Origin of the sequence: Rhizobium sp. 16-488-2b, from assembly GCF_017741815.1 — a bacterium.
Taxonomy (GTDB): Bacteria; Pseudomonadota; Alphaproteobacteria; order Rhizobiales; family Rhizobiaceae; genus Rhizobium.
In genome coordinates this window covers 85,156-111,188 of sequence record NZ_JAGHMF010000004.1, presented here as the reverse complement: position 1 = coordinate 111,188, position 26,033 = coordinate 85,156, and the positions used below count along the sequence as shown (strand labels likewise).

The 26,033-nt window shown below is 62.9% G+C and carries 25 protein-coding genes; 14 read left to right on the top strand and 11 right to left on the bottom strand.

Annotated features, from left to right (window positions below; translation table 11 throughout):
* Window positions 1–3: 3 nt before the first annotated feature.
* From J5286_RS05215 to J5286_RS05205, 3 genes are read left to right on the top strand one after another with little or no spacing between them, the layout of a single operon-like run.
* Window positions 4–1,302: a M16 family metallopeptidase gene (locus tag J5286_RS05215; protein WP_026283105.1), complete on the top strand. Its 1,299-nt coding sequence runs from the start codon at window positions 4–6 to the stop codon at window positions 1,300–1,302.
* A 29-nt stretch (window positions 1,303–1,331) separates the two neighbouring features.
* Complete coding sequence (locus tag J5286_RS05210) at window positions 1,332–1,946, top strand: GNAT family N-acetyltransferase (RefSeq protein ID WP_018899059.1); 615 nt, start codon at window positions 1,332–1,334, stop codon at window positions 1,944–1,946.
* Window positions 1,943–4,855: an EAL domain-containing protein gene (locus J5286_RS05205; protein ID WP_209189482.1), complete on the top strand. Its 2,913-nt coding sequence runs from the start codon at window positions 1,943–1,945 to the stop codon at window positions 4,853–4,855. Before J5286_RS05210 ends, J5286_RS05205 begins: the two co-directional genes overlap by 4 nt.
* A 36-nt stretch (window positions 4,856–4,891) precedes the next feature.
* Here J5286_RS05205 and J5286_RS05200 read toward each other — a convergent pair whose 3' ends face one another.
* From J5286_RS05200 to J5286_RS05190, 3 genes are all read right to left on the bottom strand, one after another.
* Window positions 4,892–5,977 carry a zinc-binding metallopeptidase family protein gene (locus tag J5286_RS05200; RefSeq protein WP_209189481.1) on the bottom strand — a complete coding sequence of 362 codons (1,086 nt, stop codon included), beginning with the start codon at window positions 5,975–5,977 and terminating at the stop codon, window positions 4,892–4,894.
* An 80-nt stretch (window positions 5,978–6,057) separates the two neighbouring features.
* Window positions 6,058–6,249 (bottom strand): CsbD family protein, encoded by a 192-nt coding sequence (locus J5286_RS05195; protein ID WP_111561915.1) that lies wholly within the window; start codon window positions 6,247–6,249, stop codon window positions 6,058–6,060.
* Window positions 6,250–6,336: 87 nt separating this feature from the next.
* Entirely contained in the window at window positions 6,337–6,942 is a 606-nt protein-coding gene (locus J5286_RS05190) for a YqgE/AlgH family protein (protein ID WP_018899063.1), read from the bottom strand.
* 139 nt (window positions 6,943–7,081) lie between these two features.
* Between J5286_RS05190 and J5286_RS05185 the strand changes: the two genes are divergently transcribed.
* The 6 genes from J5286_RS05185 to J5286_RS05165 all read left to right on the top strand — a co-directional run bounded on the left by J5286_RS05185 (window position 7,082) and on the right by J5286_RS05165 (window position 12,256).
* Window positions 7,082–7,918, top strand: a complete 837-nt coding sequence (locus J5286_RS05185) for a protein-disulfide reductase DsbD domain-containing protein (protein ID WP_209189480.1) — start codon at window positions 7,082–7,084, stop codon at window positions 7,916–7,918.
* 83 nt (window positions 7,919–8,001) lie between these two features.
* Window positions 8,002–8,487, top strand: a complete 486-nt coding sequence (locus tag J5286_RS05180; RefSeq protein WP_018899065.1) for a peroxiredoxin — start codon at window positions 8,002–8,004, stop codon at window positions 8,485–8,487.
* A gap of 1,122 nt (window positions 8,488–9,609) precedes the next feature.
* A complete protein-coding gene (locus J5286_RS31480; protein ID WP_280638442.1) occupies window positions 9,610–9,735 on the top strand; it encodes a hypothetical protein in 126 nt (41 codons plus the stop codon).
* Complete coding sequence (locus J5286_RS05175) at window positions 9,732–10,472, top strand: metal ABC transporter ATP-binding protein (protein ID WP_209189479.1); 741 nt, start codon at window positions 9,732–9,734, stop codon at window positions 10,470–10,472. The genes J5286_RS31480 and J5286_RS05175 overlap by 4 nt, the downstream gene beginning before the upstream one ends.
* The gene (locus J5286_RS05170) at window positions 10,469–11,341 is read left to right on the top strand and encodes a metal ABC transporter permease (protein WP_209189478.1); all 873 of its coding nucleotides are present in this window, start codon (window positions 10,469–10,471) and stop codon (window positions 11,339–11,341) included. Before J5286_RS05175 ends, J5286_RS05170 begins: the two co-directional genes overlap by 4 nt.
* 15 nt (window positions 11,342–11,356) lie before the next feature.
* Window positions 11,357–12,256 carry a metal ABC transporter solute-binding protein, Zn/Mn family gene (locus J5286_RS05165; RefSeq protein WP_209189477.1) on the top strand — a complete coding sequence of 300 codons (900 nt, stop codon included), beginning with the start codon at window positions 11,357–11,359 and terminating at the stop codon, window positions 12,254–12,256.
* A gap of 31 nt (window positions 12,257–12,287) precedes the next feature.
* Here the strand turns inward: J5286_RS05165 and J5286_RS05160 are convergent, their stop codons facing one another.
* Window positions 12,288–12,596, bottom strand: a complete 309-nt coding sequence (locus tag J5286_RS05160) for a Dabb family protein (RefSeq protein ID WP_026283108.1) — start codon at window positions 12,594–12,596, stop codon at window positions 12,288–12,290.
* Between the two features lie 137 nt (window positions 12,597–12,733).
* Window positions 12,734–14,617 (bottom strand): HAMP domain-containing methyl-accepting chemotaxis protein, encoded by a 1,884-nt coding sequence (locus J5286_RS05155; RefSeq protein ID WP_209189476.1) that lies wholly within the window; start codon window positions 14,615–14,617, stop codon window positions 12,734–12,736.
* A gap of 291 nt (window positions 14,618–14,908) precedes the next feature.
* Between J5286_RS05155 and fdhA the strand changes: the two genes are divergently transcribed.
* From fdhA to J5286_RS05140, 3 genes are all read left to right on the top strand, one after another.
* On the top strand, window positions 14,909–16,099 hold the full coding sequence (gene fdhA / locus J5286_RS05150; protein WP_018899073.1) for a formaldehyde dehydrogenase, glutathione-independent: 1,191 nt from the start codon (window positions 14,909–14,911) through the stop codon (window positions 16,097–16,099).
* A gap of 822 nt (window positions 16,100–16,921) precedes the next feature.
* On the top strand, window positions 16,922–17,374 hold the full coding sequence (locus J5286_RS05145) for a DUF6331 family protein (protein ID WP_209215328.1): 453 nt from the start codon (window positions 16,922–16,924) through the stop codon (window positions 17,372–17,374).
* 324 nt (window positions 17,375–17,698) lie between these two features.
* Window positions 17,699–18,649 carry an IS110 family RNA-guided transposase gene (locus J5286_RS05140; protein ID WP_209189474.1) on the top strand — a complete coding sequence of 317 codons (951 nt, stop codon included), beginning with the start codon at window positions 17,699–17,701 and terminating at the stop codon, window positions 18,647–18,649.
* Window positions 18,650–18,726: 77 nt separating this feature from the next.
* On the opposite strand, the gene J5286_RS05135 is transcribed toward J5286_RS05140, so the two are convergent.
* Entirely contained in the window at window positions 18,727–19,644 is a 918-nt protein-coding gene (locus J5286_RS05135) for a LysR family transcriptional regulator (protein ID WP_209189473.1), read from the bottom strand.
* A gap of 100 nt (window positions 19,645–19,744) precedes the next feature.
* Between J5286_RS05135 and J5286_RS05130 the strand changes: the two genes are divergently transcribed.
* Entirely contained in the window at window positions 19,745–20,683 is a 939-nt protein-coding gene (locus tag J5286_RS05130; protein ID WP_209189472.1) for an AEC family transporter, read from the top strand.
* A gap of 209 nt (window positions 20,684–20,892) precedes the next feature.
* On the opposite strand, the gene rnhA is transcribed toward J5286_RS05130, so the two are convergent.
* The 5 genes from rnhA to J5286_RS05105 form a co-directional block, all read right to left on the bottom strand.
* Window positions 20,893–21,333 carry a ribonuclease HI gene (gene rnhA / locus J5286_RS05125; RefSeq protein WP_018902017.1) on the bottom strand — a complete coding sequence of 147 codons (441 nt, stop codon included), beginning with the start codon at window positions 21,331–21,333 and terminating at the stop codon, window positions 20,893–20,895.
* Window positions 21,330–22,295 (bottom strand): homoserine kinase, encoded by a 966-nt coding sequence (locus J5286_RS05120; protein ID WP_209189471.1) that lies wholly within the window; start codon window positions 22,293–22,295, stop codon window positions 21,330–21,332. Before J5286_RS05120 ends, rnhA begins: the two co-directional genes overlap by 4 nt.
* Window positions 22,296–22,525: 230 nt before the next feature.
* Window positions 22,526–23,527: a 4-hydroxy-3-methylbut-2-enyl diphosphate reductase gene (gene ispH / locus J5286_RS05115; protein ID WP_112534479.1), complete on the bottom strand. Its 1,002-nt coding sequence runs from the start codon at window positions 23,525–23,527 to the stop codon at window positions 22,526–22,528.
* Window positions 23,528–23,589: 62 nt separating this feature from the next.
* Window positions 23,590–24,369, bottom strand: a complete 780-nt coding sequence (locus tag J5286_RS05110) for an SURF1 family protein (RefSeq protein ID WP_209189470.1) — start codon at window positions 24,367–24,369, stop codon at window positions 23,590–23,592.
* A complete protein-coding gene (locus J5286_RS05105; RefSeq protein WP_209189469.1) occupies window positions 24,338–24,721 on the bottom strand; it encodes a DUF983 domain-containing protein in 384 nt (127 codons plus the stop codon). Before J5286_RS05105 ends, J5286_RS05110 begins: the two co-directional genes overlap by 32 nt.
* Window positions 24,722–25,108: 387 nt before the next feature.
* On the opposite strand from J5286_RS05105, the gene J5286_RS05100 reads away from it, so the two are divergent.
* The gene (locus J5286_RS05100) at window positions 25,109–25,750 is read left to right on the top strand and encodes a chloramphenicol phosphotransferase CPT family protein (protein WP_209189468.1); all 642 of its coding nucleotides are present in this window, start codon (window positions 25,109–25,111) and stop codon (window positions 25,748–25,750) included.
* Window positions 25,751–26,033: the final 283 nt, after the last annotated feature.

Genomic DNA, 26,033 nt, shown 5'->3' with positions numbered 1-26,033 from the left:
CCAATGACAGTTGAGTGCACCCGGCTCAAATCCGGGCTGACAGTAGTGACACAGACCATGCCGCATCTCGAAAGTGCAGCACTCGGGGTCTGGATCAAATCAGGTTCGCGCAACGAGACAACAGACGAGCATGGAATTGCCCACCTGCTCGAACACATGGCCTTCAAGGGAACCGCGCGCCGCAGCGCCCGCGAGATCGCCGAACAGATCGAGGATGTCGGTGGCGAAGTCAACGCCGCCACCTCGACCGAAACGACCTCCTACTACGCGCGCGTCCTGAAGGACCACGTGCCGCTCGCCGTCGATATCCTGGCCGACATCCTCACCGAATCTGCTTTCGAAGAGGAAGAGCTGGAGCGTGAGAAGCAGGTCATCCTGCAGGAAATCAACGCCGCCAACGACACGCCCGATGATGTGGTGTTCGACCGGTTTTCCGAAGTCGCCTATCGCGACCAGACACTCGGCCGCGCCATTCTCGGCACGCCGCAGACGGTGGTCTCCTTCACGCCGCAGCAGATTCGCGGCTATCTCAGCCGCAACTACACGACCGACCGCATGTTCGTGGTCGCAGCCGGCGCCGTGCAGCACGACGAGTTCGTGCGCATGGTCGAGGAGCGATTCGCATCGTTGCCGACCGCGCCGAGTGCCACGCCGGTCATGGACCCCGCCAAGTATATCGGCGGCAACATCCGCGAGACGCGCGACCTGATGGACGCCCAGATCCTGCTCGGCTTCGAGGGCAAGGCCTATCACGCGCGCGACTTCTACTGTTCGCAGATCCTCGCCAACATCCTCGGCGGCGGCATGTCGTCCCGCCTGTTCCAGGAAGTGCGCGAAATCCGCGGCCTCTGCTATTCGATCTATGCCTTCCATTGGGGCTTCTCCGACACCGGCATCTTCGGCATACATGCCGCGACCGGCGGCGAGAACCTGCCGGAACTGGTGCCTGTCATCATCGACGAATTGCACAAGTCGGCGACCTCGATCGACCAGAAGGAAATCGAGCGTGCCCGCGCGCAGATCCGCGCCCAGCTTCTGATGGGCCAAGAAAGCCCGGCGGCGCGTGCCGGCCAGGTGGCGCGGCAGATGATGCTCTACGGCCGGCCGATCTCCAATCCTGAAATGATGGAGCGGCTCGAAGGCATCACCATCGAACGCCTGACCGACCTTGCGGGCCGGCTGTTCTTCGACACCGTGCCGACGCTTTCGGCGATCGGCCCGCTCGAGCATCTGGCGCCGATGGAAGACATCGCCGCGTCGCTCACCTCGCCTGCCCCACAGGGCAAGCAAGCCGTACTTTGAACCTGCATTCGCGTTGCCGGGAGTGATCGATGCCAAAATCGGTGTTTCGGTTCCTGTCTCGGCAGCCGGAAGCAGTTGAAATCGAAGACGCCAATTATGTGCTGCGGCTGCCGCGCTATCAGGATTTCAACCAGTGGCACAAGCTGCGGTCGGCAAGCCGCGGCTTTCTCGAGCGTTGGGAGCCGACCTGGCGGCGCGACGAGCTGACGGAAGGCTCCTATCGGGCCCGCGTCATTCGCGGCAAGCAGGAATATGCGTCCGGCCAGGCCGTTCCGCTGCTGCTTTTTCACCGTGAAAACATGACGCTGCTTGGCGGCATCACCATCGGCTATATCAGGCGCGGGGCGGCACAGAGCTGCATGATCGGCTACTGGATGGGCGAAGCGCATGCCGGCCAGGGCCATATGTTCGCCGCACTTCAATTGGTTATACCCTACATCTTCGCAGGCCTTGAGTTGCACCGTATCGAAGCAGCCTGTATTCCAGACAATGCTCGGAGCATCCGCCTGCTTGAAAAAGCCGGGTTTCAGCGGGAAGGCTATCTGCGCGGATACTTGAAGATCAACGGTCAGTGGCATGATCACGTGATGTTTTCACTGCTTGCCACCGATACGGATAAAGGCAGGATAACCGACAGCCGATGACCAACAAACGCATGCTGCACCCATCACCATCTGGACGTTTCGTCGCGGTGATCGCAGCGCTTTTCCTGTCGGCTTTGGCGCTGATGGCAGGGGTCGCGCAGGCGGCCGAACCGGTGAAGATTTCCCGCGACGACACCGCGCTCGATCTGACCAAGACCACAGAGATTTACGCCAACCAGGGCGAGGCCTTTCAGGTGTCTACCGCGGCCGGCGCCGACGGCATCCGTCGGCGCATCGAGGTGCGCTCGAGCTCCGGCAACCACCAGGGCGACTGGGCCGTCTTCGCGCTTGCCAACGTTTCCGACGAGCAGCTGGAGCGCGTCATCGTCGCGCCGCATTTCCGTCTGGTGAATTCCAAGCTTTTCTGGCCCGACCTCGGATCGCAGCGCATCATCGCGATCACGCCGAGCGAAGGCTTCGCGCTCGACCGGCAGCCGAGCGACGATTCCGACGTCTTTCGCATCACGCTCAACCCGGGCTCCGTCATCACCTTCGTCGCCGAGCTTTCGACGCCGGAACTGCCGCAGATCTATCTGTGGGAGCCCGACGCCTACAAGGACACGATCAACGCGTTTACGCTCTATCGCGGCATCGTGCTCGGGATCGCGGGCCTGCTGGCGGTGTTCCTCACCATCCTTTTCGTCGTCAAGGGCACTTCGATGCTGCCGGCGACCGCCGCTCTCGCCTGGGCGGTGCTCGGCTATATCTGCGTCGATTTCGGCTTCCTTGGGAAGCTCGTCAGCATCGCTTCGGCGGACCAGCGAATATGGCGCGCCTGCGCGGAAGTGGCGCTGGCATCGAGTTTCGTCATCTTCCTGTTCACCTATCTCAACCTCAACCGGTGGCATACGCATCTCGGCTACGTGACGCTCGCCTGGGTGCTGGGTCTGGCGCTGCTCTTCGGCGTCGCGATCTACGACCCCGCCATCGCCGCCGGTATCGCCCGCCTGTCCTTCGCGCTCACCGCGACGCTGGGCCTGCTGCTCATCATCTATCTCGGCCTCAACCGCTATGACCGCGCCATTCTCTTGGTGCCCGCCTGGGCGCTGATCCTGGTGTGGCTGTTCGGCGGCTGGCTGACGATCACCGGCCAGCTCGACAACGACATCATCCAGCCGGCGCTTGGCGGTGGCTTGGTGCTGATCGTGCTTCTGATCGGCTTCACCGTCATGCAGCACGCCTTTGCCGGCGGCACGTTCCAGCAGGGGCTGTTCTCCGATCTTGAGCGGCAATCACTGGCGCTGACCGGCTCCGGCGATATGGTGTGGGACTGGGACGTGGCGCGTGACCGCGTCGTCACCATCCCTGACGTTTCCGTCAAGCTCGGCCTTTCGCCCGGCACGATGCATGGCGCTGCCCGCAACTGGCTGCCGCGCCTGCATCCCGACGATCGCGACCGTTTCCGCGCCACGCTCGACGTGTTGCTCGAACATCGCCGGGGCCGGCTGAACCACGAGTTCCGCATCCGCGCCGAGGACGGGCATTTCCACTGGCTCCTGATCCGCGCCCGACCGGTGCTCGATTCCAACGGCGAAGTGATCCGCTGCGTCGGCACCGTCATCGACGTGACCGAGCAGAAGAACTCGATCGACCGGCTGCTGCAGGACGCGCTGCACGACAACCTGACCGGCCTTCCCAACCGCCAGCTGTTCCTCGACCGCCTGCAGGGTGTGCTGGCGCTGGCACCGGGTGGCGATACGCTGAGGCCGACGGTCATGGTGATCGATATCGACCGCTACAAGCTGGTCAACGACGCGCTTGGCGTAGCCGCCGGCGACAACATCCTGATCGCGCTGACGCGCCGTCTTCGCCGGCTCCTGAAGCCGCAGGACACGCTGGCGCGTCTCTCCGGTGACCAGTTCGGGCTCATCCTCGTTTCCGAGCGCGATCCCGCCAAGATCGCCGACTTCGCCGATGCGATCAGCAAGGCGATCATGGTGCCGATCAACTTCGCCAATCGCGAGATCATCCTGACGGCGTCGATCGGGCTTGCCTCCTTCGTCGACCAGCAGGAAAACGCGACGGGGATGCTCAGCGATTCCGAGCTTGCCATGTACCGGGCGAAACGCGCCGGCGGCAACCGCGTCGAGCCGTTCCAGCCCGCCTTCCGCGACTTCGGCGCCGACCGGCTGCAGCTGGAATCGGATCTCCGCCGTGCGCTGGAGCGCAAGGAACTGTCGATGGTCTACCAGCCGATCGCCGGCCTGGAAGATGTCGAGATCGCCGGCTTCGAAGCGCTGATGCGCTGGGAGCATCCGAAGCGCGGCAGCATCCCGCCGTCGGAATTCATCCCGATCGCCGAGGCTTCCGACATCATCAACATGCTCGGCGTCTTCGCGCTTGAACAGGCGACCAACGACCTGATGGCCTGGGAGAGCCAGACCGGCGAGCTGCCGATCTTCGTGTCGATCAATCTCTCGAGCGCGCAGCTCCTCAACAACGATCTCTATGACGACGTGCGCTCGGTTCTCGCCAAGACCCATTGCGATCCGACCCGGCTGAAACTGGAGCTGACCGAGACGATGGTAATGGAAAACCCGGAACAGGCGCGCCTCGTGCTGGGCAAGCTGCGCGAAATCGGGCTTGGGCTGGCGCTCGACGATTTCGGCACCGGCTACTCCTCGCTCTCCTACCTCACCCGCTTCCCGTTCGACACGATCAAGCTCGACAAGACGCTGGTCTGCGACACCAGCGACCGGAAGTCGACCGTGCTGCGCTCGGTGATCTCGATGGCGCGCGAGCTCGAGATGAAGGTTGTGGCCGAAGGTATCGAGTCCAACGAGGACGCGATCGAACTGGCAAAGATGGGTTGCACCTACGGCCAGAGCTATCTCTTCGGCCCGCCGATGGCGTCGGAATCGGTGCTGCGGCTGCTGAAGGAGCGCTTTCCGCTGACCAAGCGCGCCTGAGGTCTCTCAGGCGCCCGAGTTTCAGACCCCAAGGGTTCAGGCAGCAGCCTGCCGTGGCTCGGCGACGCGATCCTGGATCAGCCGGTGCAGATATTCGAGCTTTTCGACGACAGCGTTCGACAGCACGAAGGGATAGGAATCCGGCTGGCCCATGCTGCGCTGGATGGCGTTGATCGCCACCGATAGCGGCACCCAGGCGCTGACCAATTGCTCGGCGCTTGCCGCCCGATAAGGGTTGAAATCCACCTCCGACGCCATTTCCTCATGGCCGCGCGGATCGATGGCGATGCCGAAGCCGCGCGCGGTCTCCAGCGTATCGACGATGTGCAGATAATGCGCGAAGCACTCGGCGAAATCCTCCCAGGGATGGGCCGTCGCATAAGCGCTGATGAAGCTCTGCTGCCAGCCGAGAGGCGCGCCGTTCTGATAATGGTTCTGCAGCGCCTGGCCATAATCCTGGCGCTCGTCGCCGAAGACGGCGCGGAAGCCGTCGAAGGCATCGCGGTCGCGGACCAGGCGGTTCCAGACGAAGTGCCCGATCTCGTGGCGGAAATGGCCGAGAAGCGTTCTATAGGGTTCGTTCATCGAGGCGCGGGCAAGTTCGCGGGTGATGTCGTCGGCCTCGGCGGCGCGGATGGCGATGACGCCTTCGTCGTGGCCTGTCATGGCCGGGATGACATTGCCGTCGAGCTGCACTTCATCCTCGAGGAAGTCGAAAACCAGGCCGCCTTGCGGATCCTCGTTGCGATCGGGCGGCGGAAGACGCCAGCGCAGCAGCGAATAGAAGAGATGGCGCTGCGCCTGGCTGATGCGGCGCCAGCGATCGATCCCTTCCTGCGTATGGGTGTTCGGAACCAGGCGATTGTAGCGGCAGGCGATGCAAAACGGATTTTCCTCATCCGCATTGACCAGCCAGTTGCAGATATCGAGACCGGCATTGGCGCAGAAGCGCACCCCGCGCTGAGGGTCCGACGTCAGCTGCCACAGCGTCTCGTCGCGCGGCTCAAGCGCGCGCATCGAGAGATCATCGGGCAGGAAGCCGAGGCGATGGTTGCAGCGGACGCATTGCCGGTTGTCGAAGTGCACGACCTGATCGCAGTTATCGCAGGCGAAAAGCCGCATGGAACGCCCCATAGCGTGGTGTTGATACAAAACGACCCGCAGCGCGGATGCGCGACGGGCCATTGCGGGGATGTTTTCGATCACATGCGATCGACGACATCCTTGATCTTGCCTTTGGCATCGCCCTTGGCGGACTGGGCCTTACCCTTGGCTTCCTGGACGGCGCCCTTGGCGCGGGTGGAATTGTCGCCGGTCGCCTTGCCGACAGCCTGCTTCGCCTTGCCGGCAATCTCGTTTGCCTTGCCGGAAATCTTGTCGCTGGTGCTACCCATCTGATGTCTCCTTTTGGTACGGGCCTCGTGCCCGGTGCGAAAAGAGAACGTGGTTCGCAGCTATTCGTTCCGCGAATTTTTGCGTCTTCAGGCATGGCCGGCTTCGGTGGAGAGCATGGCCGCCGAAATGCCCATGCCGGCCAGCGCGCGCTCGTATTTATCATCGAGATTGGGATCGAAGATGAGGGCGTCGTTGGCCGGGCAATTCAGCCAGCCATTGCTGGCGATCTCGGCTTCGAGTTGCCCCGCGCCCCAGCCGGCATAGCCGAGCAGCATGGTGGCGCGCTTCGGCCCCTCGCCCTTGGCAATGGCGCGGATGATGTCGAGCGTCGCCGTCATGCAGATATCGTCGCTGACGGGAATGCTGGAATCGCAGAGATAATCATCGGAATGCAGAACGAAGCCACGGCCGCTTTCCACCGGCCCGCCCGTCTGAATCGACAGATCGCCAGATGGCGGCGGCATGAGGATCGCCTCGTCGCTCTTGATCATGTCGAGATGCATGAGCACGTCGGTGAACGAAAGCTCCTGAGAGCGATTGATGATGAAGCCCATGGCGCCGGCGTCGGAATGGGCGCAGACGTAAATCACCGTGCGGGCGAAATTGCTGTCCGATACGCCGGGCATGGCGATCAGGAACTGGCCGTCGAAGAAGCCGCGTTCACGTCTGTTTTTCAGGGTCGACAGGGACATGATACCTCCTGATGCCAGACCGCTCGAGGCGCCGACAAGAGAAACATGGGCCAATGTCCTGTTTCAATCAACTGAAAATGAAAATTAAATCGGATGCGGCTTCTGGCTAAGGGCAGCGGATTTGAATAACCATTGCCGCATGACCTTTGCCACGCACAAAAGACGCCTCGTCCTGATCCTCGCCACGGCTCTTGGCCTGTCCCTGCCCGTGCTCTCCGCAGCGCAGGCGGGCACCAGCGAATGGGTCGACAATGCCGGCGGGCGGATGCGGCTGGTGGCGATGGCGCCCGACGCGCATGGCATGATCCGCGCCGGGCTGCAGATCGAACCCAATGCCGGATGGATCACCTATTGGCGCGAGCCCGGCAATAGCGGCATCCCCCCGCAGATCACGATCGCGCCCGAGACGGGCGTGACGCTGGTTAAGATCGGCTACCCGATTCCGAAGCACATCAAGGACGACAGGCTCGACGACATCGGCTACGACGCGCCGGTGACGCTGCCGCTCACGCTTTCGGCCACAAGCGGTGCCACCGAAATCAAGGCGCAGGCCTTCGTCGGCATCTGCAAGGATATCTGCGTGCCCTTCCAAGCCGACTTCACGCTCGCGCTTTCGTCGGCGGGGCAATCACAGCCTGAGGAAAAGGCGATATTGGACGCCGCCGACGCACGGCTGCCGGAGGAGGCCTCCTCCAAGTTCAAGGTAACCAAGCACACGCTGTCGGCCGACCAGAAGGAGCTGACGCTTGATATCACGCTCCCCGACATCGGCGACACGACGCCTGACGTCGTCGTTGCCGGCCCGAGCGGCTATGTCTTCACCAAGCAGCTGATGAGCAAGCGCGATGGCACTTCGCTGACGACGACGATCTCGATCGGCAAGCTGCCGAAGAACTACGACATATCTGGCAAGAGCTGGACCGCGCTTGTGATCGACGGCGCCCGCGCCATCGAAAGCCCGCTTGCTTTCAAATAGGCCGATCCTATCATTCACACCTGCCCTTGATCCCAACGTCTGCGCCCCGACGGCGCCTCACAAACAACAACCAGGAGATAGTCATGACCATTGCAATCGGCGACACACTGCCTTCGGCGACCTTCAAGGAAAAGACGGCTGACGGCCCGGTCGAGACCACGACCGAGGCGCTGTTCAAGGGCAAGCGCGTGGTGCTCTTCGCCGTGCCCGGCGCCTTCACGCCCACCTGCTCGCTCAACCACCTGCCCGGCTATCTCGAAAACCGCGACACCATTCTCGGCAAGGGCGTAGACGACATCGCGGTCATCGCCGTCAACGACTGGCACGTCATGGGCGCCTGGGCGCAATCCTCCGGCGGCATGGGCAAGATCCACTTCCTCCCCGACTGGGACGCCTCCTTCACCAAGGCCATCGGCCTCGACGCCGACCTCTCCGGCGGCGGCCTCGGCGTGCGCTCCAAGCGCTACTCGATGCTTGTCGAAGACGGCGTCGTGAAGTCGCTCAACGTCGAGGACAATCCCGGTCAGGCGACGGTTTCGAGCGCTGCGACGATGATCGAGCAGCTTTGATGTGATGTTGCGGGGTGGGCCTGAGCGTGGTGGTTTCGGCCGTCGCGTCTGCCCCGCACCGTTGCATTCCTGGCAACGTGCTTAGATCCTCGGGACAAGCCCGAGGATGACGTTGAGAATGTAGGAAGCGACGCATTTTCAACAAGTTAGCAGCCCAATAGGCTAGCGGTGCATCGTCCCCACGACCGTCATACTCGGGCTCGTCCCGAGTATCTGCTGCGGGTGCAACTGGCTCGACGTGAATGGACGCTGGGCGAGGACGAGGCTGCGGGTGCGGCCTCACGTCCACTCCCGCGTCCGCTCCCTTCTAGCTCCATTGCACCGCTGTATTCCTGGTGGCGTGCTTAGATCCTCGGGACGAGCCCGAGGATGACGTTGAGCATGTGGGAAGCGACGTCTTTCCAACAAGTTAGCAGCCCAATAGGTTAGCGACGGCCCATCCCCTCGACCGTCATACTCGGGCTCGTCCCGAGTATCTGCTGTGGGCGCAAATGGCTCGACGTGAATGGACGCTGGGCGAGGACGGGGCTGCGGGTGCCCAGGCGCCAATACATATCCTTCCGCTTATTCCAGTGGCTCGCGCCCCTTTTACTCCCCTGCACCGTCGCATTCCTGGAGGCGTGCTTAGATCCTCGGCACCTTGGCCGAGGATGACGACGAGAGCGTGGGACGTGACGCTCTTTCAACATGTTAGCGACGAAGTAGGCTAGCGGCGCATCATCCCCACGACCGTCATACTCGGCCTCGTCCCGAGTATCTGCTGCGGGTGCAATTGGTTCGACGTGCATGGACGCTGGGCGAGAACGGGGCTGCGGGTGTGTCGCCGGACGTCCAGTCTCCGTCGGTCTTCCCTGACACCAATTCCAGTGGCTCCGTCCCCTCTCACCTCCCCTGCACCGTTGCATTTCTGGCAACGTGCTTAGATCCTCGGCACGTTGGCCGAGGATGACGCCGAGAGCGTGGCGGCGTTTTCACTCTTCGCCCCCAATCCGCCATTCAACTCCCCTGTTTTCCACCAACCTCTGTCGATCGCCGATATTTTCGCGCTCGACGACTTGCGTCATCGCCGGAAATATCGTTATAACGTTACAAAGTAATGTTATTACATGCTGAGTACCCGCAATGACCCTCCTGAACAACCTCGCCGCCGGCCTGATGAGCGCTTCGGCCATCCACCGCGTGATCGGCGCCATCGTCGTCGCCGGCCTGCTCTGGATCGCCATCGCATGGGCGGTGATGCTGCCATGAGCGAAGACCTGATCCGGCTTTCCAATCTCACCGTCGCCTATAACCGGCACCCGGCCGTGCACCACGTTTCCGGCGCGATTACGGCCGGCAGCCTGACGGCCATTGCCGGGCCGAATGGGGCGGGGAAGTCGACGCTTTTGAAGGCGATCATGGGTGAGCTCAGGCCGAGCGAGGGGCGTGTCGAGCATCGGCTGCAGCGCACCGATTTCGGCTACCTGCCGCAGGCGGCCGATATCAACAGGCGGTTTCCGATCTCGGTGCTCGATACCGTGCTGCTTGGCGCATGGCGGCAGGCGGGGGCGTTTTCGCGGGTTTCGGGTGCGGAAATGGTGAAAGCACACGAGGCGATTTCGGCGGTCGGGCTGGAGGGCTTCGAGCGGCGGCAGATCGGGTCGCTGTCGTCGGGCCAGCTGCAGCGGGTGCTGTTTGCGCGGCTGTTGTTGCAGGACGCCAAGGTGATCCTGCTCGACGAGCCGTTTACCGCGATCGACGCCCGCACCACCCGCGACCTGATCGAGATGATCCTGACCTGGCATGGCGACGGGCGGACCATCGTGGCGGTGCTGCATGATTTCGAGCAGATCCGCGCGCATTTCCCGCAGACGCTGCTGCTCGCCCGCGAGATGATCGACTGGGGGCCGACCGCCTCCGCCATGTCGTCCGAAAACCTGTTGAAGGCGCGGGCGATGGCCGAGCGCTGGGATGAGGACGCAGATGCCTGCGCGCCGGCCGCATGACCATCTACGATCTCTTCTTCGCACCCTTCGTCGATTACGGCTTCATGCGCCGGGCGCTGGTCGCATGTCTCTGCCTCGGGCTCGGCTCCGGGCCGATCGGCGTGTTTCTGATGTTGCGGCGCATGAGCCTGATGGGCGATGCGATGAGCCATGCGATCCTGCCCGGGGCGGCGATCGGCTATCTCGTTGCCGGCTCGCTGTCGCTGACGGCGATGGGGATCGGCGGGCTGGTGGCGGGACTTGCCGTCGCCCTGCTGTCCGGCGCGGTCAGCCGGGTGACGGTGCTGCAGGAGGATGCGAGCTTTGCCAGCTTCTATCTGGCATCGCTGGCGCTCGGCGTGCTGATCGTCTCGCTCAGAGGGTCCAATATCGACCTGCTGCATGTGCTGTTCGGCACCATCCTCGCCATCGATCCCCCGGCGCTCTACCAGATCGGCGCGATCACGACGCTGACGCTGATCGTGCTCGCCGCGATCTACCGGCCGCTGATCGCGGAGTGCTTCGACCCGAGTTTTCTTAGAGCGATCGGCGGGCGCGGTCCGGTCTACCACTTCCTGTTCCTGCTGCTCGTCGTGCTCAATCTCGTCGCCAGTTTCCAGGCGCTTGGCACGCTGATGGCGGTGGGGCTGATGATGCTTCCGGCCGCGATTGCGCAGCTCTGGTCGCGCAGCCTGCCCTCGATGATGCTGGTGGCTGCCTTTAGCGCCGCGGCATCCGGCTATTTCGGGCTGATCGCCTCCTACCATCTTGAGCTCGCCTCCGGGCCAACGATCATCATGACGGCGGCGGCGATCTACGGCTTTTCCATCTTTTTCGCACCGTCGGGCCTTGCCCGGCGTCTCTTCCCCCGCGCCCATCTCAAGGGCTAACCAAAGGATGCTTCTATGCCCCATAGAAGATTGCTTCTTGCCGCCTCGCTTCCCGCGTTGATGGCCTTTTCGGCCATGCCGGCTTCGGCCGAAACGCTTCATGTCGTGGCCTCCTTCACCGTGCTCGCCGATGTCGTCAAACAGGTTGGCGGCGACCATGTCGAGGTCAAGAGCCTCGTCGGGCCGAACGGCGACCCCCACGAATTCGAGCCCTCGCCCACCGACGCCAAGAATCTGAAGGCTGCGAAAGTGACCTTCGTCAGCGGCGAAGGGCTGGAAGGCTGGATGGACCGGCTGATCGCCGCGTCCGGCTACAAGGGCACGCCGGTGACCGTCTCCGAGGGTGTGAAGACGCGCACCATGGAAGAGGACGGCAAGACGGTGACCGATCCGCACGTCTGGAACAGCCCCGTCAGCGTCAAGGTCTGGGTTGAGAACATCGAGAAGGCGCTCACATCGGCAGATCCAGCCGACGCAGCGGCGTTCAAGGCCAATGCCGAGGCTTACACCAAGAAGCTCGACGAGATGGACGCCTATGCCAAGGCGAAGTTCAAGGATATCCCCGAGGATCACCGCAAGGTGCTGACCAGCCATGACGCCTTCGGCTATTTCGGCCGGGAGTATCATGTGAGCTTCCTGGCGCCGCTCGGCGTTTCCACCGAAAGCGAGGCGTCAGCCGCCGAAGTTGCCAAGCTGATCGAGCAGATCAAGGCCGAACACGTGAAGACCTATTTCTTCGAAAACTCCAACGATCCGCGCCTCGTCAAGCAGATCGCCAAGGCAACGGGGGCAGAGCCCGGCGGCGAGCTCTATGTGGAATCGCTGTCGGACGCCAAGGGCCCGGCATCCACCTATGAGAAGATGTTCCGCTACAATGTCGACCAGATCTCCGCCGCCATGGCGAAGGGTAGCTGACGATAGCGAATAGTATTTTCGACCTGCGGGATCACACCTGCAGGTCGAAGACGATCAGGCCGCCGAGGCCGCCATCCAGCGACGAGACGATGCGCTCGCCGACGGCGACATGCTCGGGATGGACGAGATAGGCGTCGCGCGCTTCCGGGCTTTCGAAGGTGACGGCAAAGCCATCGACGAAGCCGGCATGCAAGCCCTCTGGCGAGACGTTCGGGCCGTATTTGATATCCAGAATACCCGGAATGACCTGCTTCAGCGCGACGATCTGCTCGAATAAGGACTGCTTCTCTTCGCCCGTGATGGCCGATTTCAGCCGCATCAGCACTGAGTGCAGGATCATATGGTCGCCTCCCGACATGTTGTTATCCGCAAAGCATAGTGGGAATGCGGCTGCGGGCAAGATGCAAAGATTAGCCATGGAAAAAGGCGCGACCGGTGACCGGCCGCGCCTTCTCATCAATGATTGCCGAGCCGCGATCAGGCGGCGGAGCGACCTGCGAAAGACGACGTCAGGCGGTCGGCGAGCGCACGGGCCGGCGACTGAACCGGGCGCGAGCTTGACGTGGCGGCACTGACGGCGCGGTCGTCGAGCTTGAACTGCGACAGGAGCTCCAGCAGCGTCGCCGCCTGGGTCGCGAGGCCGTGGCTTGCCGCGGTCGCCTGCTCCACCATGGCCGCGTTCTGCTGCGTGCCCTGGTCCATATGGTTGACGGAGGTGTTGATCTCCGACAGGCCGGTCGACTGTTCGCGCGCCGAAAGAACGATCGACTGGACGTTGCGATTGACGTCCTGCACTTCGGTGACGATCTCCTGCAGCGCCTTGCCGGTGCGGCCGACGAGATCGACGCCGCCACGCACCTGGTCGCCGGACTTGGTGATCAGCTGCTTGATTTCCTTGGCGGCGTTTGCCGAGCGCTGGGCGAGTTCGCGCACTTCCTGGGCCACGACCGCGAAGCCCTTGCCGGCTTCACCGGCACGTGCCGCTTCCACGCCGGCATTGAGCGCAAGCAGGTTGGTCTGGAAGGCGATGTCGTCGATCACGCCGATGATGTTCGAGATCTGGCTCGACGACTGCTCGATCTCGTGCACGGCATCGACCGCCTCGCGGACGATCTCGCCGGAGCGTTCGGCACCGGCCTGGGCGCGCTTGACCAGCTCGCCGGCATCACCGGCGCGGGTGGCCGAATCCTTAACGGCCGTCGTCACCTGCTCCAGTGCCGCTGCCGTTTCCTCGACGGAGGCTGCCTGCTGTTCGGTGCGGCGGGAGAGATCGTCGGCCGATGCCTTGATCTCGGCTGCGCCGGCATCGATCATCCGGGCGTTCTCGCCAACGGTGCGCAGCGTTTCCTGCAGACGGCCGATCGATTCATTGTAGCTGATGCGCAGCGCGTCCAGCTGGTCGGCGAACGGCGTTTCGAGGCGGTAAGTCATGTCGCCATCGGAGAGGCGCTGCAGGCCGGCGCCGAGGCCATCGACGGCAAAGCGGACGTCTTCGGCCTCACGTGCCTTCTGCGCTTCGCGAGCGATGCGCTCGTTTTCGCTGAGGCCGCGATTGGCTTCCGTTTCGCGCTCGAGGCGTTCGCGCTCCAGCGCGTTGTCGCGGAAGATGGCGACCGCGGCGGCCATTTCGCCGATCTCGTCGCGGCGGGCGCCGTGCGGGATCTCATGGCTGTTGTCGCCCGATGCAAGCTTGTTCATTGCGCCGGTGATGTCGCTGATCGGGCGCACCACGCGGAAGAACGAGAAGAAGGCGGCGGCGATGGCGAGAAGAGCGGCGATGGCGACCGCCGTGACCGTCGAGATCCGGGCGAAGCTGATGACGTCGCTGGAGATTGTTATCGACTGCGCCGCCAGATCCTTGTTGTTGTCGACCACGCCCTTGATGATGCCGCTGGCTTCAGCACTGATCGGGTCCATGTTGTCGACCATGAACGGCTTCAGGCTCTCCCGCTCGCCGGCGGCTGCCCTCTTGGCGATCGTCGCGCCGAATTCGTCATAGGCGCGGAGGTCTTTCCTGAGCAGCTCCACCTTGGCGCGGGTGGCCGGCAGCGTGACGCGGGTCTCGAAGGAAGCGAATGCCTCGTCGCGGACGCCGCGGGCGCCTTCAAGCGCCTTCTCGAGCGTTGCAATTTCCTGCGGCCCCGTGGCCGACAGCATGGCCATGACATAGCGGCGCTGGTCGGTGAAGCTCTTGTCGAGCGCAGCCAGGAAGGCGTTGCCGGTCATGTTTCGAACCATCAACTGCGATTGCGTCTCAAGATTGGAAATGGAATTGAGCGCCAAGCCGCCCTGAATGACACCCAAGATAACAACGCCGCCAAACAGCGCCGGTATCAATGTCCTGATCTTCAAATTCATCATCTTAAGCCCCGGTCTTTCATCAATCTTTTCGGTCTGGTCCTCCTCAACCCGGGAGGCGTTTGACAAATCGCAATTGAGAAATGCTTACCGAACGGATCGTTGCGGCGAAATGTAGCAAGCCCTCATCGAAGCGCGGGACGCCAGCAGTGACGGCTTCGAGATGGCCGTTTCGAGGGCCAAACCGTCGTAAACGGGACGACGTCGGCGACATTCTCCTCTAAGCTGCGACGCATGACCGCACGGGAAGAGGAGCCCGCGCGTACCGCAGCATTTTCAACGGAGGAGATGAAAATGAGCAAGAACCGTGGCGTCGTCTACATGCGGCCCGGCGTTGTCGAAATCCATGACATCGATGATCCGAAGCTTGAGGCACCCGATGGGCGCCGCATCGAGCATGGCGTGATCCTGAAGGTGATCTCGACCAATATCTGCGGATCGGACCAGCACATGGTGCGCGGCCGCACCACGGCGATGCCGGGGCTGGTTCTCGGCCATGAAATCACCGGCCAGATCATCGAAAAAGGCATCGACGTCGAGATGCTCGAGGTCGGCGACATCGTCTCCGTGCCGTTCAACGTCGCCTGCGGCCGCTGCCGCTGCTGCAAGTCGCAGGACACCGGCGTCTGCCTCACCGTCAACCCGTCGCGCGCCGGCGGCGCCTATGGCTATGTCGACATGGGCGGCTGGATCGGCGGCCAGGCCCGTTACGTCACCATCCCCTATGCCGACTTCAACCTCCTGAAAATTCCGGATCGCGACCGGGCGATGGAGAAGATCCGCGATCTCACCATGCTCTCGGACATCCTGCCGACCGGCTTCCATGGCGCGGTGCGCGCCGGCGTCGGCGTCGGCTCGACTGTCTATGTCGCGGGCGCCGGTCCGGTCGGCCTTGCGGCCGCCGCTTCCGCCCGCATCCTGGGTGCCGCCGTCGTGATGATCGGCGACTTCAACAAGGATCGCCTGGCGCATGCCGCCCGCGTCGGCTTTGAGCCCATCGATCTCTCCAAGAGTGACCGGCTGGGCGACATGATCGCGCAGGTGACCGGGAGCAACGAGGTGGACAGCGCCATCGACGCCGTCGGCTTCGAGGCGCGCGGGCACTCTGGCGGCGAGCAGCCGGCGATCGTGCTCAACCAGATGATGGACATCACCCGCGCGGCAGGCTCGATCGGCATTCCCGGCCTCTACGTCACCGAGGATCCCGGCGCCGTCGACAGCGCCGCCAAGACCGGCAACCTGTCGCTGCGCTTCGGCCTCGGCTGGGCCAAGGCGCAATCCTTCCACACCGGCCAGACGCCGGTGCTGAAGTATAACCGGCAGCTGATGCAGGCGATCCTCCACGACCGCCTTCCGATCGCCGATATCGTCAACGCCAAGGTGATCCCGCTCGAAGAAGCCGTTCAGGGCTATGAGAGCTTCGACCACGGGGCGGCGACGAAATTCGTGCTCGACCCGCATGGGGATGTGGCGAAGGCGGCTTGAGGGATATGAGGATGAGGGGGTGGCCAGCGTTGGCGCGTGTGGCCCCCTCACCCTACCCTCTCCCCGCTGGGGAGAGGGGGAGCAAGAGGCCCGCCACGAGTCCCTTCTCCCCCGCGGGGAGAAGATGCCGGCAGGCAGATGAGGGGGCTGCGGGCACTGACGTTGGCCACTTTCAAAACCCCCAGCCAAAAAACAGCACACGTTTCCTCCGGCAGGTTTTACCCCCGGTTGATACGGCATCTGATCGGACGGGGCGCCAGAAGCTGCCTCGTAAATAGTTTAGTTTATTGACACCTTCCGGCGCCCCGTTCGGCGGTCTGCTATCGCGTCCTGGTTCCTTTACCGGGTGATCGGCATCTTTTCAGAGATATGCTCGCGGGGTTGTTCTTGTCCTTGAGGCTTTCGCTCCCCGGGCATCCCGAATGGGCCGTCTTGATCGACGCCGGGGCGGGCCTCCGCGGACCTGTCGCCCGCGGCACCTCAGCGCCGTTCCGCAAAGCCCTTTCAGGCTCCACGGTCGGCCAGTCGCCGTCCCTTATGTGCATAGGCGCGTGGTATCGGCGAACCGACCTTCGCGTCCGCACACCAGCTCTTCGCTGGCGGGACCATTCCGCAACGCCCCTCGTTTCACCCTGCGTCAGGGGCTTCCCGAAAGCGCCGATCCCGCCTCGCCGGTAACGCAACCGGTGTATCCGAAGACGGGACGGAGTGAGTTTGGCGCAGGCGAGGAGCGCGGGGAAAATGTGTGGTGTAAGTGGTTGATATTGTGGGATGTGGGGTGAGATGAGAAGCGCCGCTAAAGGCGTCGCGTGATCGGCGTTGATGACCGCACTCGGCCCATTGCGGACTTTCGAAGGTCTGTGCAATGTGCAGGGCATGATCGATATTACGTTGCCACCATCCGTTGCGGCTCTTTGTAAAAGTTGCGAAACCATCTGTGAGAAAGAATGCTGCGGCATCAGCGCATTCAGCTTTTCTCCGTTCAACGTAATCTACCATCTTACCAAGGTGGACGCATGCATCCTGGATAGCGATGTTGCCGAAATCCGTTCTGGACTAGCTGAACTCCTAACGAATCTTCGGGGAGCGGTTCGTCGCGTCGAAAAGGTGGTTATCTCGGAGTTCAACGCGATCCTGACTGCACAACAGATGATTGCTCTGGTTGGTGAGATTGATTCCGCCCTCTCGGAAGGCTGTGCCATCTATGCCAGTCAAGAGGATCGTGTCGACGAGAGATATCAGAATTTCCTACGGATCATCGAAACACCTAAGTGACCGCTTCTCGCGCGAAGCGATCAAACTCTTTCGACATCGGCCCAGTCCACTGATCGTCGGTCCTACCCTGTGGCCCCCTCACCCTACCCTCTCCCCAAGGGGAGAGGGGGAGCAAGAGGCAGGGCACGAGTCCCTTCTTGGATGATCAAAATATGAGATAGTCGTTTCTGCCGGGCGGGTGGCCACCCGCCCGGCAGCTGGTTGTCGGATCGTCACCTTCTCAGCCGTCAGGGGCTGTGGGGAGCAGGATCGCAACCGGCTCTTCATCAGGCCCGTGTGGTTGCAGGAACCTTGGGGTTCGTATCCAAGACAGGGACGACGAAGATGACCGATGATAGCATGATCTGTGCCGGAATCGATGTCGGCAAAAGCCATCTCGACATCGCCATCCATCCCGGCGACGCGCGGCTGCGGGTCGCCTATGATGCGGCGGGCCTGAAGCGGCTCGACGCCTTTCTTCAAGAGCATGATGTCAAAAGGGTCGGCTTCGAAGCCTCCGGCGGCTACGAGTGGCGGCTGATGGTGCATTTGCGGGGCAAGAAGCGCCCGGCGGCGCGCCTGCAGCCGGCGCAATTGCGGTACTTCGCCAGAAGCCGGCTGCAGCGGGCCAAGAACGACCGGCTGGACGCCACGCTGATTGCCGTCTTCACCGCCAGCCTCAAGACGCTGCCGGTGCTGCCCGATGCCCGCTTCGACAGGCTTTCGGCCGAACTGACCTATCTGGAGCAGATCGAACAGCAGATCGCGCTGGTGAAGACATTCGCCGAGACCGCCGTGCCCGACATCGTCAAGCGCCGGCACGCCCGCGAGATCGCCAGGCTCGAGACCTGCCGCAATGCGCATATGCTGCGGCTCGAAAAGCTGGTTCGTGGCGACCCTGATCTGGCGCGGCGGCTCGACCTTCTGGTTTCCATCAAGGGGATCGGGCTGCGCAGCGCGCTGTGCCTCGTCATCCGCATGCCCGAGCTCGGCCATGCCGGCCGCAACGAGGTCGCCGCTCTTGCCGGCGTCGCCCCCTATGATGACGACAGCGGCAAACATCGTGGCAGGCGCAGGATCCAGGGCGGTCGCGAAAGGCTGCGCAAGAGCCTGTTCATGCGCGCCTTCACAGCCAGCCGGCACAATCCGGATCTGGCGGCCTTCTACAAGCGGTTGCGCGGCAACGGCAAGGAGCACCTGTGCGCGGTCATCGCCGTCGCTCGAAAGCTCGTCATTCTCGCCAACACAATCCTCACCCGACAGACCGAATGGACGCCGAAATATGTGAAAGGATGAGACATGGTTGCTCCCCCGCGGGGAGAAGATGCCGGCAGGCAGATGAGGGGGCTGCTGGCGCTGCGGTTGGCTGTAAATCAAGCTCCCTTCGTGCCTTTGCCATCAGGCGAAGGCAGCACACCACCCAACCTCTCCGCCACCTCAAACAGCGCCGGCACCGCCGGATTGCTCGACGCAGCCGAAGCGCAGAGCACGATGTCGAACTCCGGCGCATCCTTGATCGGCCGCGAGACCAGCCCTTCCGCCAAGTCCGCACACAAGGACTGCGGGATGAGCGCGATGCCCAGGCCTTCGGCGACGAGGCGGATGATGGTGTGCTGCAGGCGGGGTTCGAGTGCGAAATGCGGGACGACGCCTGAAGAGGTGCAGTAGTTGCGGATGGCGTCGCGGAGCGTCGGCGTCACGCTTGCGGGGGCGGCGATTAGGCGTTGGCTTGCGAGGTCCGTTGGGCCGGCGATGTCGAGTTTCGCCAGGCGGTGATCTCCAGGCACGATCAGGCGCAGGCGGTCGCGGGCGAGAAGCGTGGTGCGCAGGTGCGTGGCCGGGCTGCCGCCGAAGGTGACGGCGGCGTCGAGGCGTCCTTCGATCAGCATCTCCTCGATATCTGTGGGTATGCGCTCCTCGAGCACGAGGCGGACATCCGGCCGCGCCTCGGAATAAAATCGCACCAGCGCCGGGACGACGCTGTAGGCGGCGTTCATCATGAAGCCGAGCTTCAGTTCGCCCTTCACGCCGGATGCGACCAGCTGCACGTCGCGGCAGGCGGCGTCGAAACGCTCGAGCACCGCGCGGCACTCGTCCAGAAAATGCCGGCCCGCCGCCGTCAACGCGACGTTGCGGGAATTGCGCTCGAAGAGGCGGGCGCCGAGCGTCTTCTCGATCGCGGCGATCTGGCGGCTGAAGGGCGGCTGGCTCATGTTCATGCGCGCCGCCGCGTGGCCGAAGTGCAGCGTCTCGGCGAGCGCCACGAAATAGCGCATGTGGCGCGTGTCCATTTCATACCTCTGAGGTATCAATCAGCGATGATATCGACATTGGATTATATCGATATCAGGGGCTAGACAATGGTCTTTGCAACCTGAGTTCCCTCCCCCAATGCTGACCAATCTCCTCATCGTGCTCCCCATCTTCGCGCTCATCCTGACCGGATGGATCGCGCGCAAGACCGACGCGCTCGGCCCCAATGCGACGCGCGAGGTGAACCGGCTGGTGGTCTATCTGGCGCTGCCTGCCCTGCTCTTCGACATCATGGCGAATGCCAAGCTCTCGCAGATCTGGCAGCCGGGCTTCATCCTCGCCTTCACCTCAGGCTGCGCCATCATTTTTTGCGCGACGCTCTGGTGGCGGATGGCGAAGGGGCGGCATCTGGCGGATGCGGCGATCGACAGCCTCAACGCCAGCTATGCCAATACGGGGTTCGTCGGCTTTCCGCTGGTGCTCTCTGTTGTCGGCGACAACGGCATGGCGCCGACGCTGATCGCGACGATCGTCACCGTCTGCGTGCTCTTCGCCGTCGCCATCGTCTTGATCGAGGGCGGGCTGCAATCGGAGACGCGGCGGCGCGATATCGCCAGGAAGACTTTCCTCTCGCTGGCCAAAAACCCGCTTCTGATCGCGCCGGTGCTCGGGGCGTTGTTCATGGTGTCGGGTGTGGCACTGCCGGCGCCGGTGCATGCGTTTCTCAAACTTCTCGGCGGCGCGGCATCGCCCTGCGCGCTGATTGCGCTCGGGCTGTTTCTGGCGGGATCGAAGGCTGGGGCTGCGACCGAGCGGGCGGCGACGGCGGGGATTCTGGTCGGGCTGAAGCTCATCGCGCAGCCTTTGGTGACCTGGGTCATCGCAGGGCCGCTGCTGCATTTACCACCGGTTGCGGTGCATACCTGCGTGCTGCTCGCAGCTCTGCCGACGGGCACCGGGCCGTTCATGCTGGCGGAGTTTTATGGGCGCGAGGCGAGCTTGACGGGGCGCGTGGTGCTTGCCTCGACGGTGCTGTCGATCGGGACGATTTCGGCGTATCTGGCGGTTGCTGGGTGAAATTTGGTTGGGGCGAGCGGCCCGCCACGAGTCCCTTCTCCCCATCGGGGAGAAGATGCCGGCAGGCAGATGAGGGGGCTGCATGCGGGGTGTTTAAGATAATAAATTTAAATGGATAGCTGGAGATCGGGGCCCCCTCATCCGACCCTTCGGGCCACCTTCTCCCCGTTGGGGAGAAGGGGAAGCCGAGCAAGGAGAGACGCCCCGCCCTACCGCTTCTTGAACGGCTCCATGCCCTTGCGAGCCAGCTCGTCGGCGCGTTCGTTTTCCGGGTGGCCGGCGTGGCCCTTGACCCAGTGCCACTTGACCTTGTGGCGCTGGTTGGCGGCGTCGAGTGCCTGCCAGAGTTCGCCGTTTTTCACCGGCTTCTTGTCCGCGGTCTTCCAGCCGTTCTTCTTCCAGCCGAAGATCCACTTGGAGATGCCGTCCATGACGTATTTGCTGTCGGTGTGGAGATCGACCTCGCAGGCGCTTTTCAGCGCCGTCAGCGCCGAGATGGCGGCCAAGAGTTCCATGCGGTTGTTGGTGGTTTCCGCCTCGCCGCCGCAGAGCTCCTTCTCGACCTCGCCATAGCGCAGCACCGCGCCCCAGCCGCCGGGGCCGGGATTTCCGGAGCAGGCACCGTCGGTGTAGATGTCGACGTGCTTCATGGCGTGAGCCCGTATTCTGCGGCGGATTTGATCTGCCGGTGGAAGCGCAGCTTGCGCAGGTATTCGAGCGGGTCCTTCTTCGTCACCATCGCGCCCTCCGGCGTCATCAGCCAGTCGTAGAGGCGGGTCAGGAAGAAACGCAAAGCCGAGCCGCGCGAGAGGATCGGAAGTGCTTGAAGTTCGGCGTCGCTGAGCGGACGTACGCTGGTATAGCCTTCGAGCATCGCCATGCCCTTGGTGATGTTGTAGGCGCCGTCCTTTTCGAAGCACCAGGCATTGAGGATGATCGAGACGTCGTACGCCAAGAGATCGTTGCAGGCGAAGTAGAAATCGATCAGGCCCGAGAGATCGTCGCCCAGGAAGAAGACGTTGTCGGGGAAGAGATCGGCGTGGATGACGCCCGATGAGAGATCCTTCGGCCAGTGTGCCGCGAGAAAATCGAGCTCACCACGGATCTCCGCCTGCAGCCCCTTCTCGACCTCGTCGGCGCGGGCTTCAGACTTGTCCCACAGCACCTGCCAGCCATCGACGGAGAGCGCGTTGGGGCGCTTGAGCTCGAAACCTTCGCCGGCGATGTGCATGCGCGCCAACGCCTTGCCGACCTCGCGGCAATGTTTCGCTTCCGGCTTGCGCAGCCACATGCCTTCGAGGAAGGAGATGAGGGCTGCGGGGCGATCCGACAGCTGGCCGAGCAGCGCGCCATCCTTGCGCGGCAAGGGCAGCGGGCAGGACAGGCCGCGGGCGGAGAGATGCTGCATCAGGCCGAGGAAAAACGGCAGGTCGGTTTTCTCGACGCGCTTTTCGTAAAGCGTCAGGATCAGCGGGTCCTTCGAGGTATGCAGCAGGAAGTTGCTGTTTTCGACGCCCTCGGCGATGCCCTTGTAGGACAACAGCGTGCCGGCGTCATATTCCGTCAGGAACCACTTCAGATCGTCTTCGGAGATATCGGTGTAGACTGCCAAGGCGGGCTCTCGTTTTCGGTTTGGTGCTTCGGTCGGCTTCGGGCGGCGCAAATGATACCCCCCTCTGCCCTGCCGGGCATCTCCCCCACAAGGGGGGAGATTGATCCGTGGTGAGGGTTTCCCCAAACAATTGATCTTGCAGCGAGCGGCGGCCCCCAGCCGATCTCCCCCCTTGTGGGGGAGATGTCCGGCAGGACAGAGGGGGGGTGGCCCCACCCTCCGACCAACGATTACCCGTTGACGAAGGCCATATCCGCCGTTGTCAGCTCGATGTCGCGCAGCTCGCGGTTGACCAGGAAGTGCTCGTTTTCCTGAACGGTCTCGGCAAGCTCGACCTTGGCATCGAAACGGGCGCGAAAGGCTTCGATGATCTCGTTGACGATGACCTCGGGGGCCGAGGCGCCGGCGGAGAGGCCGAGCGTGCCGACATGGCCGATATCGTCCCAATCGAGCTCGGAGGCGCGCTGCACCAGGATCGATTTCTTCGCCCCTGCCCTCAGCGCCACTTCGACGAGGCGCTTGGAGTTGGACGAGTTCGGCGCGCCGACGATGATGAAGAGATCGCAGCCGGGTGCCGCCTGCTTGACGACTTCCTGGCGGTTGGTCGTCGCGTAGCAGATCGAATCGGCCGAGGGCGCGGTGAGGTTCGGGAAGCGCTCCTGCAGGCGGGCGATGACGCCGGCGGTGTCGTCGACCGAGAGCGTGGTCTGCGTGACATAGCCGAGATTGTCGGGATCGACGGGCTCGTAGAGATCGACATCGGCAATGGTTTCGACCAGCGAGACAGCGCCTTCCGGGAGCTGGCCCATGGTGCCGATCACCTCGGGGTGGCCGGCATGGCCGATCAGCACGACGTGGCGGCCGAGCTTGTTGTGGCGCATGGCCTGCTTGTGGACCTTGGAGACCAGCGGGCAAGTGGCGTCGAGATAGAAGAGGTTGCGTGTGGTCGCATCCTCCGGCACCGATTTCGGCACGCCGTGGGCGGAGAAGACCACCGGCTGGGCGCGGTGCTCTTCCGGGATCTCGTTCAGCTCCTCGACGAAGACGGCGCCCTTGGCTTCCAGACCTTCGACCACATAGCGGTTATGAACGATCTCGTGCCTGACATAGACGGGCGCGCCATAGGATTTCAGCGCCAGAACGACGATCTGGATCGCCCGGTCGACGCCGGCGCAGAAGCCGCGCGGCCCGCAGAGCCTGATCGTCAGTGGAGGTTTCGCCGCAATATTCATGTCTTTTCCGGTGTGTGCAGATACGCGTCTCTAGCCCAATATAGGCACGAATTGAAGCGATACTATTGCGCCGGCGGATTGCCGCGCTTTCGAAACCGCGCGACGACGACGATCACGACCAGCGTGGCGGCCAGGCCATACCAGGTGAAAGCATATTGCAGGTGGTTGTTGGGAAGGTCGACCTCGGTGACGCCGCCGATCGGCATGCCCTTGGGATTGGGCGTGTCGTCGGCATCGACGAAGAAGGGCACGACCGCAGCCTTGTCGAGCCCGGTGCTCGAGGCCATGACGTCGAGGTCCTTCCAGTAGAAGATGTTCTTGGCGACGTCGTTATCGGGCACGACCCAGGAGGGCTTGCCAGAGAGTTTGCTGCGGGCAAGACCGTTGACGGTCTGCTCGCCCGTCAGCTGGCCCTGCATACGCATTTCCGGCTCCTTGTTGTCATAGGGCACGAAGCCGCGATTGACGAAGAGGAAGCGGCCATCTGAGAGCTGCAGCGGCGTGTAGACGTAAAAGCCGGTCTGGCCGCGCCAGGTGGCGAAGAAGTGGCGTTCGCGGCTGTTGTCGTAGACGCCTGTCGCGGTGACGCGGCGGTATTCAATATCCTCACCCTTGGCGGCCATTGCCTCGACCTCGGAGAGTGGGACTACGGGGGCCGCGAGGCGCGCGGCGATATCGGCGAGCAGGCCTTCCTTCCAGTGCAGCCGCTCGACCTGCCAAGTGCCGAGCGCAATCAGGATGGCGAGTGCTACGAGGACCGCGATGGCGGTCAGGACGGATCGCGTGCGGCGGGGGGCTGCGGCTGTGGCATCAATCACGGGAGAGACGTCCTTCACGGGCATTGTGGCGGTATTGCATGGCGATGAGGATGCCCTTCATCCAGCGCAGCGCCAGCAGCGAGAGGATGATCGTCAGCGGCGCGAAGAGCAGGATGTGCAGCCAGATCGGCGGCGCGTAGTTCACTTCCAGCCACAGCACCGAGCCGATGACGATGAAGCCGACGATCAGGATGACGAAGACGGCCGGGCCATCGCCGGCGTCGGCAAAGGCATAATCGAGGCCGCAGGCGGCGCAGCGCGGCTTCAAGCCCAGCAAGCCATTGAAAAGCTTGCCATTGCCGCAGCGCGGGCAGCAGCCGCGAATACCTGTTTTCAAAGGATCCACAGGCGGGAAATGCGCGCTGTCCTCGTTCATGCTATCCTCCCGACGCGGTGAGTCACCGCCTTAGGGTCAAAACTCAATCAGGATAAGGGTTCTGCAAGCTGTATTTTGTGTCTGAGTAGGAGGAGAGGTGCAGGAAATGCTCATCATTTTCAAACCTTTCCGACGCCCGCAGGCACAAAATACAGCTTGCCCGCAGGGTTGGCGATGATGGGCCGCCTGATCGCAAACAATGCTCGACAAGACCAAAAGGTCTTGCCTTGCGCTTGTTTGCTTCCATCCAATCCCATCATCGCCAACAGAACCCTCATCCTGATTGAGCTTTGGCCCTAAAGTCACCCATAATCTAATCGAAATGCGAAGTGAAATGCCTGCGCGATTTCGCCTCACTGATTCGCGCCAAACAAAAGAAGAAAACACATGTCCGAGGAAACCCCAGCCGCTCAGATCGTCATTCTGAACGGCGCACCGCGCAGCGGAAAATCATCGATCGCCAAGGCGATCCAGGACGAGTTCGACGGCCCGTGGATGAACCTCGGCGTCGATGCCTATAATGGCATGACGCCGGAGCGCTATCTGCCGGGCATCGGCCTGCGCCCCGGTGGCGAGCGACCCGATCTCGAGGAGATGGTGCCGTTCTTCTACGCGGCACTCTACGAGACCATCGCCATCCATGTCGGCCTCGGCCTCAACGTCGTCGCCGATCTCGGGCATCATGATTTCTACTCGCAACCGCTCGGCATCCTGACCGACTGCGCCCGCAGGCTGGAAGGCTTTCCGGTTCTCTTCGTCGGCGTGCATTGTCCCCTCGACACGATCATGCGCCGCCGCGAGATCCGCATGCCGGGCCGCGAGGGGCTCTATGACCAGGCAAGCGCCGAGGACCCGATCCCCGATTCGGTGCAGCGCTGGCAAGACCATGTGCACCAGCCGGGCATCTACGATCTGGAAGTGGACACGTCGCTTCTGACGCCGCTGGAGTGCGCCGAGATCATCCGGCAGACGCTGGATCTCGGGATTGCCCGGCCGTCGGCGTTCGAGCGGATCGCGAAAGCGCGGTAGGGCGGCGACACGAGAGATAGCCGCTCATTTGGATGTGTTTAGCGATGCCCCTGTAGCCTCGGCTATCAGGGGTATCGCGCATCGCTGGAAACGTTTCGGAATGCGCTAGGCGCTAAGAGGAGATACCACCAACTTATCAAGCTCAACCGACGAGCGCACTACTAGAGTATATCGCCCTCGTATCGAGGATCGGTTTTCAGCTTAGCTATCAGCTCACTCCACAAGGGTTCGCGAAATGATGGCAGCCTGCGTTCCTTCTCATAAGCGCGCTTAGTGGCTTTGA

Excerpts from the sequence above, each read along its gene's own strand:
- J5286_RS05105 (WP_209189469.1), bottom strand. The coding sequence starts at position 24,721 with ATGAACGAGGACAGCGCGCATTTCCCGCCTGTGGATCCTTTGAAAACA.
- J5286_RS05165 (WP_209189477.1), top strand. The coding sequence starts at position 11,357 with ATGCCCCATAGAAGATTGCTTCTTGCCGCCTCGCTTCCCGCGTTGATG.
- J5286_RS05160 (WP_026283108.1), bottom strand. The coding sequence starts at position 12,596 with ATGATCCTGCACTCAGTGCTGATGCGGCTGAAATCGGCCATCACGGGC.
- J5286_RS05155 (WP_209189476.1), bottom strand. The coding sequence starts at position 14,617 with ATGATGAATTTGAAGATCAGGACATTGATACCGGCGCTGTTTGGCGGC.
- J5286_RS05185 (WP_209189480.1), top strand. The coding sequence starts at position 7,082 with ATGACCTTTGCCACGCACAAAAGACGCCTCGTCCTGATCCTCGCCACG.
- J5286_RS05205 (WP_209189482.1), top strand. The coding sequence starts at position 1,943 with ATGACCAACAAACGCATGCTGCACCCATCACCATCTGGACGTTTCGTC.
- J5286_RS05195 (WP_111561915.1), bottom strand. The coding sequence starts at position 6,249 with ATGGGTAGCACCAGCGACAAGATTTCCGGCAAGGCAAACGAGATTGCC.
- J5286_RS05140 (WP_209189474.1), top strand. The coding sequence starts at position 17,699 with ATGACCGATGATAGCATGATCTGTGCCGGAATCGATGTCGGCAAAAGC.
- J5286_RS05215 (WP_026283105.1), top strand. The coding sequence starts at position 4 with ATGACAGTTGAGTGCACCCGGCTCAAATCCGGGCTGACAGTAGTGACA.
- J5286_RS05180 (WP_018899065.1), top strand. The coding sequence starts at position 8,002 with ATGACCATTGCAATCGGCGACACACTGCCTTCGGCGACCTTCAAGGAA.
- fdhA (WP_018899073.1), top strand. The coding sequence starts at position 14,909 with ATGAGCAAGAACCGTGGCGTCGTCTACATGCGGCCCGGCGTTGTCGAA.
- J5286_RS05175 (WP_209189479.1), top strand. The coding sequence starts at position 9,732 with ATGAGCGAAGACCTGATCCGGCTTTCCAATCTCACCGTCGCCTATAAC.
- J5286_RS05210 (WP_018899059.1), top strand. The coding sequence starts at position 1,332 with ATGCCAAAATCGGTGTTTCGGTTCCTGTCTCGGCAGCCGGAAGCAGTT.
- J5286_RS05100 (WP_209189468.1), top strand. The coding sequence starts at position 25,109 with ATGTCCGAGGAAACCCCAGCCGCTCAGATCGTCATTCTGAACGGCGCA.
- rnhA (WP_018902017.1), bottom strand. The coding sequence starts at position 21,333 with ATGAAGCACGTCGACATCTACACCGACGGTGCCTGCTCCGGAAATCCC.
- J5286_RS05170 (WP_209189478.1), top strand. The coding sequence starts at position 10,469 with ATGACCATCTACGATCTCTTCTTCGCACCCTTCGTCGATTACGGCTTC.
- ispH (WP_112534479.1), bottom strand. The coding sequence starts at position 23,527 with ATGAATATTGCGGCGAAACCTCCACTGACGATCAGGCTCTGCGGGCCG.
- J5286_RS05130 (WP_209189472.1), top strand. The coding sequence starts at position 19,745 with ATGCTGACCAATCTCCTCATCGTGCTCCCCATCTTCGCGCTCATCCTG.
- J5286_RS31480 (WP_280638442.1), top strand. The coding sequence starts at position 9,610 with ATGACCCTCCTGAACAACCTCGCCGCCGGCCTGATGAGCGCTTCGGCC.
- J5286_RS05190 (WP_018899063.1), bottom strand. The coding sequence starts at position 6,942 with ATGTCCCTGTCGACCCTGAAAAACAGACGTGAACGCGGCTTCTTCGAC.
- J5286_RS05110 (WP_209189470.1), bottom strand. The coding sequence starts at position 24,369 with ATGCCCGTGAAGGACGTCTCTCCCGTGATTGATGCCACAGCCGCAGCC.
- J5286_RS05200 (WP_209189481.1), bottom strand. The coding sequence starts at position 5,977 with ATGCGGCTTTTCGCCTGCGATAACTGCGATCAGGTCGTGCACTTCGAC.
- J5286_RS05135 (WP_209189473.1), bottom strand. The coding sequence starts at position 19,644 with ATGGACACGCGCCACATGCGCTATTTCGTGGCGCTCGCCGAGACGCTG.
- J5286_RS05145 (WP_209215328.1), top strand. The coding sequence starts at position 16,922 with ATGACCGCACTCGGCCCATTGCGGACTTTCGAAGGTCTGTGCAATGTG.